General features: G+C 37.2%; 18 protein-coding genes. 4 read left to right on the plus strand and 14 right to left on the minus strand.

Translation table 11 applies throughout. From position 1 onward, the window contains the following. Window positions 1-79: 79 nt before the first annotated feature. The 8 genes from MKX83_RS17710 to dnaE form a co-directional block, all read right to left on the minus strand. On the minus strand, window positions 80-1,711 hold the full coding sequence (locus tag MKX83_RS17710; protein ID WP_095372306.1) for an SLC13 family permease: 1,632 nt from the start codon (window positions 1,709-1,711) through the stop codon (window positions 80-82). 265 nt (window positions 1,712-1,976) lie between these two features. After that, window positions 1,977-3,737, minus strand: a complete 1,761-nt coding sequence (gene pyk / locus MKX83_RS17715) for a pyruvate kinase (RefSeq protein WP_095372305.1) — start codon at window positions 3,735-3,737, stop codon at window positions 1,977-1,979. 29 nt (window positions 3,738-3,766) lie between these two features. Continuing rightward, the gene (pfkA, locus tag MKX83_RS17720; protein WP_095372304.1) at window positions 3,767-4,726 is read right to left on the minus strand and encodes a 6-phosphofructokinase; all 960 of its coding nucleotides are present in this window, start codon (window positions 4,724-4,726) and stop codon (window positions 3,767-3,769) included. A 340-nt stretch (window positions 4,727-5,066) separates the two neighbouring features. Then, window positions 5,067-6,044, minus strand: coding sequence for an acetyl-CoA carboxylase carboxyl transferase subunit alpha (gene accA, locus MKX83_RS17725; protein WP_095372303.1), 978 nt, complete (start codon window positions 6,042-6,044; stop codon window positions 5,067-5,069). Then, a complete protein-coding gene (gene accD, locus MKX83_RS17730; RefSeq protein ID WP_341056790.1) occupies window positions 6,038-6,907 on the minus strand; it encodes an acetyl-CoA carboxylase, carboxyltransferase subunit beta in 870 nt (289 codons plus the stop codon). Before accD ends, accA begins: the two co-directional genes overlap by 7 nt. A 194-nt stretch (window positions 6,908-7,101) precedes the next feature. Next, window positions 7,102-7,725: a FadR/GntR family transcriptional regulator gene (locus MKX83_RS17735; protein ID WP_095372301.1), complete on the minus strand. Its 624-nt coding sequence runs from the start codon at window positions 7,723-7,725 to the stop codon at window positions 7,102-7,104. A gap of 9 nt (window positions 7,726-7,734) precedes the next feature. Then, window positions 7,735-8,973, minus strand: coding sequence for an NAD(P)-dependent malic enzyme (locus MKX83_RS17740; RefSeq protein WP_224935775.1), 1,239 nt, complete (start codon window positions 8,971-8,973; stop codon window positions 7,735-7,737). 357 nt (window positions 8,974-9,330) lie between these two features. Then, window positions 9,331-12,702, minus strand: coding sequence for a DNA polymerase III subunit alpha (dnaE, locus tag MKX83_RS17745; RefSeq protein WP_341056798.1), 3,372 nt, complete (start codon window positions 12,700-12,702; stop codon window positions 9,331-9,333). 160 nt (window positions 12,703-12,862) lie between these two features. Here dnaE and MKX83_RS17750 point away from each other — a divergent pair, with 160 nt between their 5' ends. Beyond that, window positions 12,863-13,201, plus strand: coding sequence for a YtrH family sporulation protein (locus MKX83_RS17750; RefSeq protein ID WP_095372298.1), 339 nt, complete (start codon window positions 12,863-12,865; stop codon window positions 13,199-13,201). Then, window positions 13,198-13,704 carry a sporulation membrane protein YtrI gene (ytrI, locus tag MKX83_RS17755; protein ID WP_095372297.1) on the plus strand — a complete coding sequence of 169 codons (507 nt, stop codon included), beginning with the start codon at window positions 13,198-13,200 and terminating at the stop codon, window positions 13,702-13,704. The genes MKX83_RS17750 and ytrI overlap by 4 nt, the downstream gene beginning before the upstream one ends. A gap of 21 nt (window positions 13,705-13,725) precedes the next feature. Here the strand turns inward: ytrI and MKX83_RS17760 are convergent, their stop codons facing one another. Further along, window positions 13,726-14,670: a DHH family phosphoesterase gene (locus tag MKX83_RS17760; RefSeq protein ID WP_307319265.1), complete on the minus strand. Its 945-nt coding sequence runs from the start codon at window positions 14,668-14,670 to the stop codon at window positions 13,726-13,728. 132 nt (window positions 14,671-14,802) lie between these two features. Here MKX83_RS17760 and MKX83_RS17765 point away from each other — a divergent pair, with 132 nt between their 5' ends. After that, window positions 14,803-15,114, plus strand: coding sequence for a YtpI family protein (locus MKX83_RS17765; RefSeq protein WP_095372295.1), 312 nt, complete (start codon window positions 14,803-14,805; stop codon window positions 15,112-15,114). Window positions 15,115-15,227: 113 nt separating this feature from the next. On the opposite strand, the gene MKX83_RS17770 is transcribed toward MKX83_RS17765, so the two are convergent. The 3 genes from MKX83_RS17770 to MKX83_RS17780 all read right to left on the minus strand — a co-directional run bounded on the left by MKX83_RS17770 (window position 15,228) and on the right by MKX83_RS17780 (window position 17,836). Then, complete coding sequence (locus MKX83_RS17770) at window positions 15,228-16,544, minus strand: CBS domain-containing protein (RefSeq protein ID WP_095373634.1); 1,317 nt, start codon at window positions 16,542-16,544, stop codon at window positions 15,228-15,230. A gap of 79 nt (window positions 16,545-16,623) precedes the next feature. After that, window positions 16,624-16,869, minus strand: coding sequence for a hypothetical protein (locus MKX83_RS17775; RefSeq protein ID WP_095372294.1), 246 nt, complete (start codon window positions 16,867-16,869; stop codon window positions 16,624-16,626). Window positions 16,870-17,155: 286 nt separating this feature from the next. Continuing rightward, window positions 17,156-17,836: a metal-dependent hydrolase gene (locus MKX83_RS17780; protein WP_224935770.1), complete on the minus strand. Its 681-nt coding sequence runs from the start codon at window positions 17,834-17,836 to the stop codon at window positions 17,156-17,158. Between the two features lie 170 nt (window positions 17,837-18,006). Between MKX83_RS17780 and MKX83_RS17785 the strand changes: the two genes are divergently transcribed. Beyond that, a complete protein-coding gene (locus MKX83_RS17785) occupies window positions 18,007-19,104 on the plus strand; it encodes a M24 family metallopeptidase (RefSeq protein WP_095372292.1) in 1,098 nt (365 codons plus the stop codon). Window positions 19,105-19,162: 58 nt separating this feature from the next. On the opposite strand, the gene MKX83_RS17790 is transcribed toward MKX83_RS17785, so the two are convergent. Further along, a protein-coding gene (locus MKX83_RS17790) for an IS3 family transposase (protein ID WP_224935613.1) occupies window positions 19,163-20,511 on the minus strand; the annotation gives its coding sequence in 2 pieces (ribosomal slippage) (window positions 19,163-20,067 and window positions 20,067-20,511; 1,350 coding nt in all). A 72-nt stretch (window positions 20,512-20,583) separates the two neighbouring features. Beyond that, entirely contained in the window at window positions 20,584-22,080 is a 1,497-nt protein-coding gene (locus MKX83_RS17795; protein ID WP_233435211.1) for an SLC13 family permease, read from the minus strand. Between the last annotated feature and the right edge of the window lie 242 nt (window positions 22,081-22,322).

Raw genomic sequence — 22,322 nt, forward strand, 5'->3', positions numbered from 1 at the left:
ATCAAAATTATGGGCTCGCGAGAAACATAACACATTTCCATCATTGGAAATTCCCACTTTATAAATTTAAGAACAAATGCTACTTAAACGAATTCGGGAAAGTACCTATATCGATACCCCATGCAATTGGCATATAGAAATAAATCATTACACCAACAAAGATAATTGTAAAAATACTTAACCAAAAACCGGATTTAGCCATATCACCTATCTTTAAATAGCCAGATCCAAAGACAATTGCATTAGGCGGTGTGGCAACAGGGAGCATAAACGCACATGAAGCAGCAATTGCAGCAGCTACCATAAGCGCATACGGATGAAGGTCTAACGCTAATGCTAAAGATGCCATGATAGGGAACATCATTGTAGCTGTTGCCGTATTTGATGTAATCTCAGTTAAAAATGTCACAAGTGCTGTTACGCATAGAATGACAATAACAAGATGCACACCCTCAAGAACGGTTAATTGCTCTCCAATCCATGTGGCTAAACCTGAATCCTTAAAGCCTTTGGCGATTGCTAATCCCCCACCAAATAGTAATAATATCCCCCAAGGAATATTCAATGCATCTTTCCAATTTAAGAGCTGAGCATCCTTACTACTTTTCGATGGTAAAAGAAATAGAATAATCGCTGCAGCAATCGCTATAATCGTGTCGTCGATTCGGCTCATAAAATCAAAAGGAATGAACGATCTTGTAATCCACGCAACCGCAGTAGCAAGAAACACTACTAATACTAATTTTTCCTCAAAAGATATATTTCCTAATCGTTTTCTTTCAGAAGAAATGATTTCTTTACCGCCTGGAAGCTCCTTGATTCTCATAGGAAAAGCCATTTTAACTAAGTAAAACCAGGCTACAAGTAATAAAATAGCCGCAAAAGGAACCCCAAATAGCATCCATGTAGCAAAAGAAATATCAATCCCATAAATTTCTTTTACAACACCTGCAAAAATCATATTTGGAGGTGTCCCAATTAAAGTACCTAAACCACCAATTGAAGCTGCATAGGCAATCCCTAGCATTAGTGACTTACCAAACCGGTTAGCAGATTCTCTTTCCGACTTCATGGAATCGTTTACATGCGTAATAACAGCAATGGCAATCGGCATCATCATCATGGCAGTTGCAGTATTCGATATCCACATTGAAAGGAAACCTGTAGCCACCATAAACCCAAGAACAAGCCTAGATGTACTAGTACCAACCACAGTAATGATACCAAGTGCAATTCTTAAATGGAGATTCCACTTTTCCATCGCAATGGCGATAATAAAGCCACCTAAAAATAAGAAAATGGTATTATCCGCATATGAACTCGTAATTCCTTCTGTCACTGCACCAGTAACGGGAAAGAGAATGATTGGCAATAGTGAAGTTACTGGTATAGGTATGGCCTCTGTAATCCACCAGACAGCAACCCATAGAGTACTTGCTAGCACAGCTTGGGCTTCTCTTGACATTCCTTCAGGTGAAACAAATAGGAGCGTTAAAGCAAAAAGAATGGGCCCTAATAATAATCCTATATTCTGTTTATTCGTTCTTTTTCTCTGTTTCGGATTCTCTCCATTATTTTCACCTGATTGCTTCAATTCATTTGAATGGTTCTTATCAGACTGGTTCTTCACTGAGAATAACCGTAATAAGTCCTTTATTTGATCATGCAACCTCCACATTTCCATCCAAAACCCTTGCATATAATTCAGCATATCCTCACCACTCCCTTTAATTATGTATTTATTTTTTTATTTCAATATTTCTATTCAAAATAATTTAAGAGATATGTTATCATTATAAATGTGATATATTATATTTAATATTATGTTATACTAATATAACGATATTGGCAACAATTATATTCTATTTTGAGTTAAAAATTTAATTAGGTTATCTAAATATCTTTTCAACCTTATTTTTCAATCTTATATAAAAAAAAGAACTGCCGATTAATAATATCCGACAGTTCTTCTATATTTATAAGACACTCGCATGGCCGTTATAAATGACACCTCTTTGTGAGTCTACTGTAATGTCTTGACCGTCCTTAATTAATTTTGTAGCCATATCTAAACCGACAATAACCGGAATACCAAGGTTTAAACCAATTACAGCACCATGGCTCGTTAGACCACCTTCTTCAGTAATTAGAGCACTACATTTTTCAATAGCTGGGACCATTTCACGATCAGACCCAATTGTTACGAGTATTGAGCCTTCTGTAACCTTTTCCATTGCTTCTTTCGCATTGCGGGCAATAACTGCTTTACCAAATGCTGACTTTCTGCCAATACCTTGAGCTTTTGCAATGATATCGCCAACTACATGAATTTTCATTAAGTTTGTTGTTCCTGCTTCTCCAACAGGAACTCCAGCTGTTATAACAACAAGATCCCCCGAATGAACGATTCCTGTTTGTAGACTTTCTTCTACAGCTATATCTAGCATATCATCGGTTGTCTTAGCTTTTTGGCCAACTTGCGAATATACTCCCCATACAAGTGATAAGCGACGAGAAACGTATTCATGTGAAGTGACAGCTACGATTGGATTCACCGGTCTGAACTTAGCAATCATTCTAGCTGTATGTCCACTCTCTGTAGGTGTGATAATGGCGCTGACTCCCAAGTTTAGTGCTGTATGTGCAACAGATTGGCCAATGGCATCGGTCACATTATGTTTATTATTTTTACTTCTTTGAGATAAAATTTCTCTATGATTTAAGGCTGTTTCTGCACGAGAAGCGATATTATGCATCGTTTTAACTGCTTCTACTGGGTAAGAACCCGCTGCTGTTTCCCCTGATAACATGATTGCATCCGTGCCATCAAAAATGGCATTAGCAACATCACTTGCTTCCGCACGAGTTGGGCGAGGGTTTCTTTGCATGGAATCTAACATTTGTGTTGCTGTAATAACCGGCTTTCCAAGCTCGTTGCATTTTTTAATTAATTGCTTTTGTACAAGCGGTACTTCCTCCGCTGGAATTTCAACACCTAAATCTCCACGCGCTACCATTAAACCATCTGACACTTCTAGAATACCTTCAATATTATCAACGCCTTCTTGGTTTTCAATTTTGGGGATAATATGAATATATTCTGCATTATTTTCTTCAAGTAATTGACGAATTTCTAAAACGTCTGATGGTCGTCTAACAAAGGAAGCGGCAATAAAGTCAACTTCTTGCTCAATTCCAAAAAGAATATCCTTGGCATCCTTTTCTGTGATGCCAGGGAGGTTAACTGAAACACCTGGTACATTCACACCTTTTTTATTCTTTAACGTACCGCTATTTAAGATTTTCGCATGAATTTCTTTTTTCTCTTTATTGATAGCATTGACTTCCAAAGCAATCAACCCATCATCTAAAAGAATACTAGAGCCGATGTGAACATCATCAATGAGGCCACTATATGTAACAGAGAATATGTCTGTTGTCCCTTCCACTTCATTCATACTCACAATGATATTGTTACCCGCTTCTAATTCAATCGCACCGTCTTTCATATCATTCGTACGTATTTCTGGACCTTTTGTATCTAATAGGATTGCAACTGTCTTTCCAGTTTGCTTAGATGCTTCACGGATATTAGCAATTCGCTCACCATGTTCTGCAAAATTTCCGTGTGAAAAATTTAATCTTGCTACATTCATGCCAGCATTTATTAATTCAATAATTTTTTCAATACTTTCACTAGCTGGTCCAATTGTACAAACAATTTTCGTTTTACGCATATTAATATATACCTCCTAATTATGTACGCTTAAATTGAAAGCTCTCTTGATAACTCGTATAGGTCTAAATCTAACCTATTATGTTGACTTAAAACATCACGCAAGCTATTAGCTACGACTTGGTTATTATTCAAACCAACTGCTTGTCCACCTTTTTCTTTGGCAAGTAATTCCACTGCATGAGCACCTAAACGACTAGCTAAAACACGATCAAATGCCGTTGGAGATCCGCCTCGTTGGATATGACCAAGAACAGACACTCTCGTTTCAAGTGAGGTTGCACTCTCAACTTGTTTTGCGAATTCTATACCACTACAAACACCTTCAGCCACAATGATAATACTATGCCTTTTTCCTCTATCAAGTCCACTTTTGAGTTTTGTTGCAATTTCATCTATATCGTAATTTACTTCAGGAATAAGGATTGTTTCTGCTCCACCAGCTAAGCCTGCCCATAAGGCAATATCGCCTGCATCTCTACCCATTACTTCTATAATAAAGGTCCTTTCGTGTGAACTCGCTGTATCCCTGATTTTATCTATGGCATCAATGACTGTATTTAATGCTGTATCAAATCCAATAGTATATTGTGTACCTGCAATGTCATTATCAATCGTTCCTGGTACACCTACACATGGAAAACCTGCTTCAGTGAGGGCAAGCGCTCCTCGATAAGATCCGTCTCCACCAATCACAACTAGACCTTCTATTTGATGTGCCTTTAAGTTCTCTATTCCCTTTTGTCTTCCTTCTTCTGTTTTAAACTCTTCACATCTTGCAGAATAAAGAATCGTACCGCCACGATGAATAATATCACCAACAGATCCTAATTCTAGCTTTTCTATATTACCATGAATTAGACCAGTATAACCGCCATAAATACCATATACCTCGATACCATCATGAATGGCTTTTCTAACAACTGCGCGAACGGCCGCATTCATTCCAGGTGAATCTCCTCCACTTGTTAATACACCAATTCTTTTCATTTTCTCTATCACCTCTATTATGGGAAAACAATTTGTATTCTATTAATATGAACGAACCTAGGGGAAAGGAAAAAAGAGGACCTACAAAAGGTTAATAAGCTTCTTCTACTGTTAAAATAGCACGAAAAAATAAACATCACAATTATAATTTATTAAGTTTCGTTAAAGAATTATTACTAAAAGCACATTCAAGCCAAATATGAACAAAGGTATACATTGTATTTTGAAGCATATCAGAGTTTATATAAATTACTTTATAGCTGCTCTCGTTTGGTACAGATTATTATAATCTTTTTTAAAATAACGTGGATAATAGGAAAAACGTGCAATTCGCACGTTTTTATTTTACCCCAATATAATCTCTTAAAAACGAATATTTCCCAATTGATTTATATTTCTCATAACGATGGTCTACTAATTGTTTTTCATCTAGTTGAGATAAATCCTTTAATGACTGATAAAGAATATCTTCAATTGCTAGTGCTTGCTGCTCAACATCCTTATGAGCTCCACCTTTTACTTCAGGTATGATTTCATCGATAACTCCAAGCTCCTTTAAATCTGGAGCAGTAATGCGCATCGACTCAGCTGCTGTTTGAGCTTTCGCCGCATCTTTCCAAAGGATAGAGGCAGCTCCCTCTGGTGAAATAACAGAGTAAGTAGCATTTTCTAACATATGAATATAGTTACCAATGCCCAACGCCAAAGCGCCGCCACTTCCGCCTTCTCCAATTACTATGCATACAACCGGTACTTTCAAACTAGCCATTTCAAAAAGGTTTTTAGCTATCGCTTCACTTTGACCTCTTTCTTCAGCTGCCTTGCCTGGATAAGCACCTTTCGTATCTATAAAACAAACAATTGGACGGCGAAACTTCTCCGCTTGCTTCATTAAACGCAACGCTTTTCGATAACCTTCTGGATGTGGCATACCGAAGTTTCTACGGATATTTTCTTTTGTATCTTTTCCACGTTGATGACCGATCACTGTAACAGGATGTCCTCTAAACTTAGCTATCCCACTAACAATCGCTTCATCATCTCCGAATACACGATCGCCATGACATTCAAAAAAGTCATCAAACAAATACTCTATATAATCTAATGTAGTAGGACGATTAGGATGACGAGCAATTTGCACTCGATCCCATGGTCCTAGATTTTCATATATATCTTTTTCTAACTTGGCTAATCTTGTCTCGAGCTTATTAATTTCAGCTCCTAAATCAACATCTGCTGTCTTCGTAAATTCTTTTAACTCAGCTATTCTTTTTCTTAGTTCAATAATCGGTCTTTCAAACGTTAATTCAGTTACCATTTAAGCTCACCTCCTGGCTGATGAATAGAAAGAATGTTAGCAATCTCCTCTCGCAGCTTAGAACGATGAATAACGGCATCAAGCTGCCCATGTTTCAATAAGAATTCTGCTGTTTGGAAGTCCTCTGGCAACTCTTCACGAATTGTCTGTTCAATAATACGACGACCCGCAAAACCAATTAACGCTTTAGGCTCAGCAAAATTAAAATCTCCTAATGAAGCGAAACTAGCAGAAACACCACCAGTAGTAGGGTGTGTCATTATCGAGATAATTAAGCCACCATTATCACTGAATCGCTTCAGCGCCACACTCGTCTTCGCCATTTGCATCAAACTCAATACACCTTCTTGCATTCTTGCACCACCAGAAGCAGTAAAGATAATGAATGGCACTTTCAATTCATCCGCCTTTTCAATTGCCCTTGTGATTTTCTCTCCGACCACAGAGCCCATGCTTCCCATTCTAAAAGTCGAATCCATTACGGCCAGAACAATTTGAAAACCATCCAATTCTCCAATTCCTGTCATTACCGCTTCATTCATGCCTGTTTTCTTACGGTCTTTTTCAACTTTTTCAAGGTAATCTGGAAAAGCAAGCGGGTTTTCTGATATCATTTCACGATCTAGCTCTTGAAATGTTTCCTTATCTAGAAAGCTCTCAAAACGTTCTGCTGCATTCATTGGGTGATGATGACCACAATTAATACATACCTTCATGTTTTTCATTAGTTCTTTCGTATACATTATCTTCTTACATTCAGGGCATTTAGTCATGATTCCTTCTGGGACATCTTGCTTCGCTGCCTCAGAAGGAATAGTTGCATATTTTTTCTTCTTTGATTTTGTAAAGATGTCTTTTAGCAAGGTGAAACCTCCTTGTAATTACAAAGTAAATAACAAAAGTGAAATTTACCTTTCCTACTTTAGTAATCATTACCATTTCCCTAGGTGGCCAGACCACTGAGAAAAAAACAATTGCCTATCGACGCAAGTGCGAGAATATAGCTTGTCTCATCACTATACAATAATAGGCTTAAAAAAGATGGAAAACATTGTCGTTAAATGCTCGACAAATTTCTTATTAAACAATATTGAATTTTTGCTGCTTGTTCATCTTTCTCTATCATCGCATCTATTAATGACAGATAGGTTTTTTGATCAACAATAGCTGAACCAAAGTCTAACGAATTATAATAATCGGTTAAAATCGTCCATAGACGCTTAAATAAATGGTTATCTGCTATGAGAACGATGCGATAAAAATATTCATTCTCTTGAAACACCTCAGAAGTGACCCAATTTCTAAAAGCTTCAAGTTCTTTTGGAGTTGCTTTTCTCATCGCTAACCATATACAATCCCATTCTACCAAATATTTCGTTTCTTTAATATCAGTTTTTGCTTGTTTGTCTTGCAGAATAAATGTACTCAGTAATTGTACCAGATTATGACCGCGAAAATCTTTAATAAAGGTTCCTTCGCCTCTTCTCGTCTCTATTAAACCTAGTAGCTCTAACGCACGAAAAGCTTCACGAACGGAAGAACGCCCAACATTTAGGCGTTCTGACATTTCACGTTCTGAAGGTAGTTTGTCACCTGTTTGATAACCTTCTTCTTGAATAATATTTCGCAGCTGTTTCACGATTTCTATATATAATTTCGTTGAATTGTCCAGCGAACTCACCGCCAATCGTTATTTATCTTTTCCGATAGCTGCAAGTTGTGCTGTTCTTTGCTTCACTTCTTCTGGGTCAACTTTAATTCTAGCTACGCCAGTTTCCATAGCTGATTTAGCTACTGCAGATGCTACTGCTGGTGCCACTCGTGGATCAAATGGAGCTGGAATGACATAATCAGAATGTAAGTCTTCTTCAGCAATCAATTCAGCAATTGCTTCAACCGCAGCAATTTTCATATGCTCATTAATATGAGTTGCACGAACATCTAAAGCACCCCTAAAGATTCCTGGGAATGCAAGAACATTATTTACTTGGTTAGGGAAATCTGAACGACCTGTACCAACAACAAGCGCTCCAGCAGCTTTTGCCTCTTCTGGCATGATTTCTGGTGTTGGATTAGCCATAGCAAAAATGATTGCCTTGTCGTTCATTGATTGTACCATATCAGCTGTCAAAGCACCCGCCACTGATACACCAATAAATACATCTGCATCTTTAATTGCATCTGTTAAACTACCTTTAACTTGGTTACGGTTTGTGAACCGGGCAACTTCACTCTTAATATCATTCATCCCGTTTGGACGCCCTTCATAGATAGCACCCTTTGTATCACACATAATAATATCTCTTACACCATAACGGTATAGTAATTTAATAATAGCAATACCGGCTGCACCAGCACCGTTTGCAACCACCTTTATTTCGCTCATCTTTTTACCAGCAAGTTTAAGGGCATTGACAAGTCCAGCAACAGTTACAATGGCTGTCCCGTGTTGATCATCATGGAACACTGGAATATTTGTCTCTTTTTTCAAACGTTCTTCAATATAGAAGCAATTCGGTGCTGCAATATCCTCTAAGTTCACACCGCCAAAAGTCGGCTCCATTAACTTCACCGTATCAACGATTTTATCAATATCATTGGTATTCAAGCAAATTGGAAAAGCATCAACACCTGCAAAGCTTTTAAATAACACAGCTTTCCCTTCCATTACTGGTAAGGCTGCTTCTGGTCCGATATTACCAAGTCCAAGAACAGCCGTTCCATCAGAAACAACCGCTACCATATTGCCTTTCATTGTATAATCATAAACCGTTTCTGGTTTATCATAAATTTCTTTACATGGCTCTGCAACGCCGGGAGAATAAGCTAAGCTTAACTCTTTCGCATTTGTAACAGCTACTTTTGATTTAGATTCTAATTTACCTTTATGAACCTTATGCATATTTAATGCTTCATCTCTTAATGACATGACCTACACCCCTTAGTGCTTTTCTTATAATTCTTCACAAACCCAACATACTAGCTGTCTCTTCTTTTCTTAATATGTAAATTTTCTCTCTCTTATTCTTCAATACATATATCAAGAATGTGGCAAAAACAACCAAATACCTAGGACGTTACAAAATAGCAGTCGACCTCACAATAAACATATACTAGAAAAATGATTCAGTATTCATTAATAAGAATTGCTTCAGTACTAGAGAACAATTTACCTATAAATAAGGAAATGAAAGCAGCACTTAATGCAAATTCTTTAAAAATCAACTTCATGGTGGTCTGACCAGTTTATGATAACAATATAACATATCTGAAAAACTTGTAAAGGCTAACGCTTAAAAACAATATTCTCTCCTCCAAATAATTCTTTTAAGCGTTCAGTCAATTTTTCGCTGTATGATACATATTCATCTTGACTAAGTTTGATGGATCTACGATCATTTTCATAGAATAAAACGACAGGTGATTGCCCTACTTCATATTGTAAAATTTCTTTTAACAATGTTAATTTCTCATCTGATTCATTCTCTTTCGTAATCTTAATGTAAAGGGTAGGTGGCTTAGATTCCTCCTTTTCAATCACTTCTTCTACTTTTTCAACACTTCTAATAATCCATTGTTTCTTTCCATTCCTTACCTCTATTTCACCTTTCATAAAGACAATATCGCCAGCTTGCATGATAGAAGAATACTTATTATAGATTTTCGGAAAAGCGACTGCTTCCATATCTCCAGTTTGATCACTAAGAAGTAAAAATGCCATCGCTTCTCCTTTTTTGGTCCTAATCTTCTTCATTTCTGAGATATACACGACTGATTGAACAATTACTTTTCTCTCTTGACTCTCAATGTATTGTAGCGTTTGAGATTTTAACAGTGAAAAAAATGATTCATAGGTTGTTACCGGATGCGCAGAAAGATATAACCCCAAAGCCGCCTTTTCGTTAGCAAGTTTATCTAACAAGGGAATCTCTTCAACAGTTGCGTATTTTGGTTTAGGGAAAAATTCCTCTTCACTAAACATATCAAATTGATCATCATCTGGCTGAACTAACTCGGCATGCTCTAAGGCAATATCTAAGCTAGCAAGTAGTGTCGCTCGGTCCTCACCAAACTCATCAAAACTCCCGGAATGAACAAGCATTTCAAGCATTCGCCTATTGAATACTTTCCCTGACATACGGATACAAAAATCAAATAAATCTTGGAATGATCTACCTGCTCTCACTCGAACAATTTCCTTCCAAGCATTTACCCCAATCGTCTTCACTGCTGCTAAACTATAGCGGATTCCTTGATTTTCCACCTGAAAAGAAAAGATACTTTTATTAATGGAAGGAGGTAAGATCTCAATCCCCAATTGCTTCGCCTCATTTACATATTGGGCTACTTTCGCATCATTACCAATAGCTGATGTTAACAATGCCGCCATGAAATGTAGCGGATAATGGGCTTTTAAATAGGCAAGTTGATAAGAAATCATACTATACGCTACTGCATGACTTCTATTAAATCCGTAATTAGCAAACTTGACGATGTAATTATATATTTGATTGGCAGTTTCTTCTGTATATCCTTGGTTAATCGCACCATGCACAAAATGTGCTCTTTCTTTATTCAGAACTTCTTCTTGCTTTTTACTTACAGCCCTTCTTAATAAGTCAGCTTCCCCTAGTGAAAATCCTGCCATCTTTGCTGCAATCTGCATAATTTGTTCTTGGTAAACAATGACACCATAAGTCGGCTTCAATATATCTTCTAAATCTTGATGAGGATAGGTAATTTCCTCCTCACCATGCTTTCTCGCAATAAATAACGGAATATTTTCCATCGGGCCTGGGCGATATAATGCATTGACTGCAACAATATCCTCAAATGTAGTCGGTTGCAGTTTCTTTAATACATTTCTCATCCCACTTGATTCTAACTGAAAAATTCCTGTTGTTTCTCCCCTAGATAGTAATTCATAAGCTTTTTGGTCTTGAAGTGGCACTTCTTTTATTGGAATAAGTTTTCCTGTTTTCTTTTTAATAGACTGTAAAATATTTTCAATAAGTGACAAATTACGTAAGCCAAGAAAATCCATTTTTAATAGGCCACGATCTTCCAAGTGCTCCATTGAAAATTGTGTTAGAAAAACATCTCCATGTCCCCCGGTAATTGGTACCACTTGAACAAGTGGGCGCTCACTTATGATAACGCCAGCAGCATGTGTAGAAGTATGTCTTGGCAATCCTTCTAACTTTAGTGCTGTATTAAATAATCTTTTATATAACGATGATTGATTAATCAATGTTTGCAAAGAATGTGACTCTTGCCAAGCTGATTTTAAGGTAATACCTAGTCGACTAGGTACCGCACGAGATAGCTGATCTAGTTCCTTTGAGTTTAAGCCAAAGGCCCTACCAACATCTCTAAGTGCCGCCTTAGCTGCTAATGTTCCAAACGTAATAATTTGCGCGACATGTTGCTGACCATACTTGCTTGCCACATATTGGATTACCTCATCTCTGCGATGGTCAGGAAAATCAATATCAATATCAGGCATAGAAATCCGCTCAGGGTTTAAAAACCGTTCAAAAAGCAAATTGTAACGAATCGGATCAACATCTGTTATATAAAGCACATATGCTACAATTGAGCCGGCTGCCGAACCACGTCCAGGTCCAGTGAAAATTTTTTCCCTTCTACAAAACTGCATAAAATCCGCAACAATTAAAAAATAATCACTAAAATTCATTTTCTTCAAAATAGAAAGCTCATACATAAGGCGATTCCTAGCTTTCTCATTTCCATCAGGATATCTCTCACCCCACCCTTTCATACAGAGCTGCTCTAATTGCTGATCGGCTGTCAGATGGCCATCAGTGGGGAATTTCGGCAAGCTTTTTATTCCAAGGTCCATCTCCACATCACATTCACTGGCAATCATATTCGTCTTTATAATCGCCTCTTCCTCTTCTACAAAAAGGTCAACCATTTCTTTCACACATTTTAAAGAATATTGATCAGATTGTAATCTTTCCCAACTCTCGTCTTCTAATTTTTCTCCATTGCGTATAGCAAGTGCACATTGTTGAGCAAAGGCATCTTCTTTATTTAAATAATGAACAGCATTTGTCACAACTAGTGATATATCACTTTGCTCTGATAAATCCTTAAGCAACGGCAATACTTTCTCTTCCTCTGTTAGCCCATGTCTTTGCATAGAAAGATAAAAATCACCAGAAAAAATCTCTTTATACATACGAGCATATTTTTCAGCATCCATAAACCGGTCTTCTAGCAAGTAATTCTCAATTACGCCTTCTAAACCAGGTGTTAAAGCAATTAATCCATTTGAGTAAGCCCTCAACCACTTGAGCGGGAGTCCGCCTTCTGCTGCCGTTTGCAGGCTACTCGTTATTTTGAGTAAGTTTTGATAACCTTGGTTATTTTTTGCTAGTAATACTATTGGGTTCGTCCCTTCTTCTTGTTCCTTTTCAATATCGACAGTCAACCCAATAATAGGTTTAATATTATTTTTTTTACATTCATTATAAAACTGTGCTGTCCCGTACATTACATTTCTATCTGTAAGGGCAATTGCTGGATACCCTTTTACTTTGGCATCTGCTACGAGTTGTTCAACACTAGCTGTGCTCATTAATAAACTATAGGCACTATATACTTGCAAGTGAATAAAAGACAACTTTCTCACACCCTCATTTTTCTTCTTCTTTTATTATAGAACGTTTGTTTCTTAATGAAAACTCTCATTGTACAATCCCATATGAATTCATTGAAGAATAAACATAATTTATGATGTTCGTCCATATGATGGAATAGAGAGAATTCATCACTAAAAGGCGGTTATGTAAATGAATGAGCAACCCTTCTTTTCTTCTCTTTTAGAAAGTTACTTTATTGCTCTTGGTGTTTTGATTGGCGGTTCAATCATCGGTGGCATTGCCGCGTTTTTCACAGGAAAACCTCCCTTAACAGAAATTTTCAATCTATCGAATTCTATTAGAATTTGGGCAATTATCGCTGCTATTGGAGGTACTTTTGATACGGTTTATAGTTTTGAGCGTGGAGTCCTTGATGGGCAAACGAAAGATATTATCAAACAATGTCTCTTAATTCTCTCAGCTTTTGGTGGGGCTCAAACAGGCGCTCAAATCATCATCTGGCTAACTCAGGAGCATTTACCTAAATGAGAATCCCCCCTTATTATCGCAGACCTTCTTGGCAGCGTTTTTTTGCTGGAATGGCTATCGGAGGCGTATTAAGTTGGTGTGTTTTCGTTTACATTTTTGGTGAATGGCAAGAGCGTTATAGTTTAGAAATCCACACACAGGAAGCTGAAATTAAGGAATTAGAAAATGAAAAGGAGATATGGCAGAAGGAATTTAAAAAATTGAATAAAGAAAACGAAGAATTATTAACTGTCCAAGAGATCGTTGTTAAAATCGACCAATCTGCACTCAAGAAATATAATTTAGACGAATACAGCCTCTATCAAACGGAGGATGCGATCAAAGAAGATATCAGTATTTTAATGGCGCGAGATATAAAAAGCGTCGGACAAAGTATCGAACTCGTAAAACGCATAATTGTGAATAAAACCCACCCCATTAATGGGAAGCGCTACCGAGCTGATATTCAATCCATTATTATAGATACAACACTTGTATTAGAGGTTGAGCTGTTATTAAATTAATTGCTCAACCTCTATTAATTATTAAATGGTCCACGATTCACATAAATCATTTAAGTCGGAAATCACTTTTTCAGCTTCATCCCAGCTATATATAGATGCACCTGCTGCAAATGGATGTCCCCCACCTTTATAGCACCGAGCTAGTTGATTAATGATCGGACCTTTCGACCTGAAGCGCACTCTTATTTGATCTTCTTCTTCTATAAAAAACACCCATGCCTTCAATTCTTTAACATGGCCGAGCTCTCCGACTAAAACCGACGCCTCAGCAGGTGTAGCCTCGTATTTTTGCAATAAACTACTGTCCATTTTCACCACTGCCGCTCCGCTATCAAGCATATGAAAATGTTGTAAAATATATCCCTGGAGCTTAATTAGATTGGGTGCTAATTCATACATTCTATCGAAAAGCTCTGTCCTTGAGAACTGATATTTAATTAGTTCTCCTGCATAAGCAAAGGTTTTATTCGTTGTACTTGGATAGATAAACCGCCCTGTATCACCGACAATGCCAGCGAAAATCAGCCTTGCTGCCTCATCTGTCATTATTAAACCATCCTTTTGACCACTTAGAAAAAACTCATAAATCATTTCACTTACAGAGCTCGCCTCAGTATCTACCCAAAGCAAATCTCCATACGGATCCATATTAGGATGGTGGTCAATCTTTATTAATAGATCACCCTTTGTGTACCGTTGATCACTAATGCGCTCCGTATTGGCAGTATCACAAACAATCACTAAAGCTCCTTCGTAGACTTCATTACTTATCTTGTCCATTTTACGCAAATAGAGCAGGGTTTCGTCCTCTTGCCCCACTGTATATACTTGTTTCTGCGGAAAAGAAGCTTTTATTATTTCTGCCAACCCTCCTTGCGACCCGTAGGCATCTGGATCTGGACGAATATGACGATGGATAATGATTTTGTCATACTTTTTGATCGCGGACAGAATTTTACTCTTCATTGTATACTCCTCTCAAATAACACACAAGAAAGAAAAGCATCTTGCAATTATAATAATTATTCTCTCTCTTCTAGCAATTTCCTCTTATAGAAGTTAAAATAAAGACATATGTTCATTTATGGAGGTTTGTACATGCTTGTACTTGCAGTTTTTATTGCACTATCTTTTGCTTTGTACGTATTCTATAAAGTGAAATACGTACGTTCTAGACGTCCTGCAGAAAAAGAATGGATTTCAGCTAAATCACGTATGGCGCTAGGTGCCTTTATATTCTTTTTCGGTGTCAACCAACTATTTCTTTATAGCGGTACGATCACGTATGTTATCTCTGCTCTTTTTATCATTATTGGCGGAATCAGTATTTGGGCTGGTATGAAAGCCTATAAATATTTTCTCCCTCGTGCGATTGAAGAATCCGAATGGATTAAATCGAACCAAAACTAAAACCTTACAATTTCACCTGTGGTGGCTCCAATTGTAAGGTAGTAAGTAAATTCGGTCTAGTTGATGTTTTACTAGCTATTAGAAGATGTATCCATCAACTAGCCGATTTATGCTTATCTTTCTGTTAATTGACACATCATCATCGCTTTTCCAACCAATACCCCGCCATTGAAGACTTCTACATCTACTTTCCCAAACTTTCTTCCAACATCAAGCACTCTTGGAAAAATATCAAGCATACTCTCAATTTGAACTGGTTTTAAAAAGTATATGGTCATATTTTCAACTACAAGGTCACCTTTTTTGTACATTCGTAAAACGCGATTAGCAGCTTCTGTCACTATCGTCGTGAAAACACCGTACGAGATGGAACCAATATGGTTCGTCATTTGCGGTGTAACTTCACAGCGATACATCGCTTCATTCTTCGTTTTTCCATTCGCTAATACCAACTGATTTGTCACCGTATCATCAATTGTTTCACCAACTTGTGGTTGCCGCTGAATGACTTGAAGCGCTTTTAACACATCCTGTCGACTAATGATTCCCTCTAACTTATGCGATTGATCAACAACTGGGAGGAGTTCAATCCCTTCCCAAACCATCATATGTGAAGAAGAAGCCACACTTGTTTTACCACCAACTGTCATCGGGTTTTTCGTCATGACCTTTTCAATAGGTGTATCTGTTTTATGGCCCATAATATCTTTGGAAGTAACCATCCCTTGAACCTTCATATGTTGATCAACAACCGGGAAGCGACTATGACTCGTCTCTCGATTATGTTTTAAATATTCCTCAATCGTATCTGTTGTTTGCAAGCTAATCGTTTGAGTAACAGGTGTAAGTACGTCTTCTACTAAAACAATTTCTTTCTTAATTAACTGATCATATATTGCTCGGTTAATCATCGTTGCTACTGTAAAAGTATCGTAGCTTGTTGAAATCACCGGTAACTCTAATTCGTCAGCAATCCGCTTCACATCTTCTTCCGTATCAAAACCACCCGTAATAAGAACGGCTGCTCCAGCTTTTAACGCTAGTTCATGGGCATTCGTACGGTTTCCGACGATTAATAAGTTTCCAGCCCCAGTATATCTCATCATTGCTTCTAACTTCATCGCACCGATCACAAACTTATTCAATGTTTTATGGAGTCCTGCTCGTCCTCCTAGCACTTGTCCATCAACAATATTGACAACTTCTGCGTAAGTAAGCTTTTCAAAGTTTTCTTTCTTCTTTCTTTCTATTCTAATTGTACCGACTCTTTCAATCGTACTCACATACCCTTTATTTTCAGCATCTTTAATGGCACGGTAAGCTGTTCCTTCACTCACCGATAGTGCCTTTGCAATTTGTCTAACGGAAATTTTTTCTCCGACTGGTAACTCATCAATATAATGTAAAATCTGCTCATGCTTTGTAGCCAAGACATCACCCTCTATTTTCATCCTTCATAGCCTTATTATAGAATGAAAAGTTGTGATGTTCAACGAACGAGCAATATTATTAATGAGACCTCATTCGTTTGCGGTTAGATGTAACCACTTTTCGCCTTGTCCTTACATTTACCTTTGATTTCGGCTCATATAATAAGGCTGTCAAATTTCCGGCAATAACAATCAATGCAAATGCTAACCAAGTAATGGTAAAAACACCCTCAAGACCACTGCTATAAACATCTAATCGAGGAACTGCGTAAAAGAGCATAGCACCTGCAAGCAATAAACAAATAATATAACGATATCTCCTCATCTCATCCTCTCCTCTCATAATCTATATTTATGCAGAGAAGAAAGCGGACATGACCAGTAATCGTCTTCAATACTAGTGTATTTATTATGTGAAAAAGTATTGATATGTACCCAGTTGCCTTTTCAAATCTAATCTCACTATATTAAAGAGGTTTGAGGTTTAATCAATTGTATTAGCTTACGCACTTTTCCATGAAAAAGTGTAACTAGTTGGTTCACAAATTGAAATCAAAAATGCCACAGACAGTCATCTGTGGCATTATCTCAGTTTCTCTCAACAATATTTATTATAATTCAACAACTTCTCCAGCTTCCATTACTTTTACATCAGATCCTTTTACTAATTTAGCGAAAGCGTGTGGATCTTGTTTAATTGGTGGAAATGTATTGTAATGAACGGGAACGACTTGTTTCGGTTGCAGCAACTCTACAGCATAAGCAGCGTCCTCTGGTCCCATTGTAAAGTTATCACCAATCGGGATAAATGCTAAATCAATCGGATGTCTCTCTCCAATTAATTTCATATCCGAAAACAAACCTGTGTCTCCTGCATGATAGATTGTCTTACCATCAATTGTTAGTAAGACACCAGCCGGCATACCTAAATAAACAATTTGGTTATCCTCAGTTACGAGCCCTGTTCCGTGTAAAGCTGGAGTTAATTTCACTTTCCCAAAATCAAAATCATACGCACCACCAATACTCATGCCGTGTGCTTCAATACCATGGAAACCTAGATAATATGAAAGTTCTGCATTACATATCACTAGAGATTGATTCTTCTTAGCCAGTTCAATTGTGTCTCCTAAATGATCACCATGTCCGTGCGTCACGATAATAACATCCGGTTTTTCTTCTTCAACCTTAAGGTCTGTTAATTCATTCCCAGTAATAAATGGATCAAATAAAATTGTTTTATCCTCTGTTTTTACTTTTACGATAGAATGGCCATGAAATGATACTTTCACAAATGATTCTCCTTTCTGTTTTTCCTATGTAATTTTTTCAACATAAATATGAAGTTATCCTGTCTCTTCCCTTATTTCTTTCAATTTAAACAGTTCAAAAAGTTTACTTTTTCATATATAGTTGATACGCTTGCTTATAGCTTACTACATAAAGACCAGGAGGGACTACCATGAAGCAAAGAATGGATATTTTATCATCATGGATGAAAGAAAACAAAATTGATGTATCTTTTATTACATCAACAGAAAATGTATTTTACTTGAGCTCTTTTCATAGTGATCCTAATGAGCGTTTACTAGGATTAGCCGTTTTCCAAGATGCTGACCCTTTCCTTGTCTGTCCAAAAATGGAAATAGAGGATGCCAAAAACGCTGGTTGGAATGGTGATATTATTGGATATACAGATATTGAAAATCCATGGACAATGATTAATGATGCCATTGTTACACGTCTTTCAACAGTTAATAAAATAGCCATCGAAAAAGAACATATGAATGTTGAACGTTATGAAGCGGTGAAAGAACTTTACCCTCATGCAAGTATGGTATCTGCTGAAGAAAAGCTTCGTACATTACGAATGGTAAAAAGTGAAGAAGAGCTTGCGATTATTAAAGAAGCTACTGCTCTTGCAGATTTCGCTATTGAAACAGGCTGTGCTGCCATAGCAGAAGGAAAGACAGAACTGGAAGTTTTAGCTACAATCGAATATGAATTAAAGAAAAAAGGCGTTAATGAAATGTCCTTTTCAACAATGGTTCTAACTGGTAAAAACGGAGCATCTCCGCATGGTACACCAGGTATGACAAAAATTAAAAAAGGCGACCTTGTTCTATTTGACCTTGGCGTTGTTTGGAAAGGCTATTGTTCAGACATTACGAGAACGGTTGCTTATGGTGAAATAAATGAGAAACAAAAAGAAATTTATGACACCGTGCTCAAAGCGCAATTAGCAGCAATAGCAGCATGTAAACCTGGTGCAAAAGCATCAGAAGTTGACTTAGCAGCAAGAAAAATTATTGCAGATGCCGGATATGGCGATTACTTCCCACATCGCCTCGGTCACGGACTTGGTATTTCCGTCCATGAATATCCTTCATTAACAGAAACAAATGATTTGCTTCTACAAGAAGGCATGGTGTATACAATTGAACCAGGTATTTACGTACCAGGAGTAGCCGGTGTTCGTATCGAAGATGATCTTGTTCTAACAAAAGACGGTGCTATACCATTAACACAATTCCCAAAAGAGTTACAAACCATTAAATAACATAGAGAAGACCCCGTCATTATACTGTAGTGACCCCTAAAAGTTAGACACAGTTATTTCATGAGGCAACTTGTTCAAAATGAGTTCGGTATTGTACCGGACTCATTTTCAATTTTCCCTTTAACCGTTTCCTATTATAGTATTCTATATATTTTTCTAATTCTAGTTTAAAGTGGTTCACACTTTCAAATTCCTTAAAATAAAGCAATTCTGACTTCAGTATCCCAAAGAAGTTTTCCATTACAGAGTTATCGTAACAGTTACCTTTACGTGACATACTCTGTTTAACCCCTTTTGCTTGAAGCAAGTTGCGATATTGGTTCATTTGATAATGCCATCCTTGGTCGGAATGCATGAGTAATTGATGCCTTTCTGGTAAGGATTCTAATGCTTTTTCTAACATGTCCGAAACTAATGAATACGTTGGTCGAGAACCGATGGTATACGTAATAATTTCACCATTAAATAAATCTAATACAGGCGATAGATATAGCTTTTCACCAAATAGCTTGAATTCTGTAATATCTGTTACCCATTTTTCATTCGGTGCGTCCGCACTAAATTGACGGTCTAAATGATTTGGCGCTATTTTACCGACTGTGCCTTTATAAGATTTATACCTTTTCATCCGCACTAGGCATCTTAAACCCAGCTCTTTCATGATTCGTTGAACCTTCTTATGATTTACTTTTTTCCCACGATTCACTAGCTCATCCCGAATACGACGGTAACCGTAACGACCTTCATGTTCTTCATAAATGGCTTGGATTTCTCCTTTTATATCGGTGTCTGGATCAAGTCGATTCATTCGTTTTACTAAATTATAATAGGTGCTGCGTGGAATGCCAGCGAGTTTTACGAGTGACTTCACCGAATACTTATGCCTTAACTCATAGACTACTTGTGCTTTGTCTTGTTTGGTGATTTTTCCTTGTTTTGAACTAAGGCATTCAACTTTTTTAAATACTCATTTTCCATTTCCAGTTGTTTTATTCGATTTTCTAGTGCTTCAAAAGAACGGTCAGTAGAACTTTGTTTATTTGAATCTTTTTTCATGGATAGACGCCCCTGTTCCTGTGACTGAAGGGCATCTATCCCTTGTGTTTCAAACTTTCTTTTCCATACAGCTAGAGTGGAATGCGCTGGGATATTAAAAATAGCTGCCGTTTCACATAGAGAAGTACCATTTTCAGTCATATATTGTAGTACTTCTAGTTTAAACATTTGTGTATAACTTGTACAACGTTTCACCAATGCCTCTGCACCATTGTAGTTGTATTGTCTTACCCATTTAACAATCGATTTGTGATCTATTCCAATAGATTCTCCAATTTCTCTGTAACTTTCTTTTCCGCTTAAATAGCGAGTCACGGCTTGTAGCTTCATTTCCGCAGTAAATTTGGACAAAAAAACTGCACCTCCAATAGTTGTAGATAGTGTCTAACAATTGGGGTGCAGTTCATACTCGGGGTCTTCTTTTTATATCGTAATACCAAAGACGATTGGCATCCAGTAATAAACCGCTAATGTAATCACGATTACACTAACTGCGTTTAGCCAAACACCCGCTTTAGCCATATCGGCTACTTCCAGTTCACCCGCACTAAAAACAGCGGTATTCGGTGGAGTTGCAACAGGAAGCATATAACATGATCCCGCTGCTAAGGCAACAGCTGCCATCATAATTAAAGGATCGATCCCAATAGCAACACCTAAACCTGCTGAAATTGGTAAGACGAGGTTGGCAACAGCAGTATTTGACAGTATTTCTGTCATACCTAATACAATGACAACAAGTAGAAGAATAATGATAAACGGTGTATATGCTTCTAATCCTTGTAATGCTACGGCAATAAAGTCATTCACACCCGAATGCTCAAGACTTGACGCTAACGCTAAGCCACCACCGAACAAAATTAATACACCCCATGGTAGTTTCGCTAAATCTCCCCACTCTAAAATTCTCTCACCTTTTGTACTTGGTAAGAAGAATAAGAGGATAGCACCCATCATAGAAATGCTTGCGTCAGGCAATGAACCCAACCTTTCTAAGAATGATAGAAAACTTACTTGATCTGCAATCCAAGAAATAGCCGGCTTGCCGACCCATAAAGAAACCGTTAATAAGAAGACAGCAATAACAACCCACTCTTCGGTTTTTATCTTCCCAAGATTTCTTTTCTCTTCCTTAATAAAAGACACTTCTGTTTGGTTCTCAGCATTTACCTTAAATTTCATTTTTGTTAAATAGAAATATAAGAAAACAAACATGATAATCGCAACCGGACCTGCAAAGATTAACCATTGCAAAAAGGTGACCTCTACATCAAATTGAATCTTAGCAATACCTGCGAGTGCAGCATTTGGAACAGCCGCAACAAGCGTAGCTAAACCGCCAATTGTTGCTGTATAGGCAACAGCAAGTAAGATAGACTTAGCAAAAAAGTCAATATTTTGACCTTCTAAAATTTTCTTATCTCGCATTTCTGAAATTAAAGCTAATGCAACTGGTAACATCATTAATGCCGTCGCAGCATTCGAAATAAACATTGTTAACAATCCTGTGGCAAGCATAATACCGAGAATAATTTTATGGCTTGACGTTCCAATCATGTCAATAATATTGAGTGCAATCCTTCTGTGTAAATTCCATTTTTCAATGGCAATTGCCAAAATAAATCCACCCATATACATAAAAATAACGGATTCTCCGTAAGATCTTGAAACCACATCAATCGGGGCACCGCCAAATAACGGAATAAGAACTAACGGTAATAACGATGCAACCGCCATCGGTACCGCCTCTGTCACCCAATACGTACCAATCATCATAATACTAGCAATAACTACCCTTCCTTCATAACCAATCATATCACTTGGTAATAAAAAGAATACAATTAATGCAAGTATTGGACCGAGAAATAACCCAATCAATTTTCCTTTTGTATACCCTTGTTTTTTCACCTCATTCGCCAACTCATCTCACCTTCATTCCCAAAAAATAAATATTTTAAAATACTTTAACATATATATATTTAGAAAATATAGATATGTAAACGCATTCATATAAATACTATCACACTTTATTGCACCAACGTAATAATAAGATAATTCTAATAATAATTATTTTAGAAAACATTTTTCCTCTTGTGTTTTCATTTAGAATAAAAACACCGCAATGTATACCTTCACTTTTTTATTAAACTTGCTAAGAAAGA

This window comes from Cytobacillus sp. FSL M8-0252, assembly GCF_038007345.1.
Classification (GTDB): Bacteria; Bacillota; Bacilli; order Bacillales; family Cytobacillaceae; genus Cytobacillus; species Cytobacillus kochii.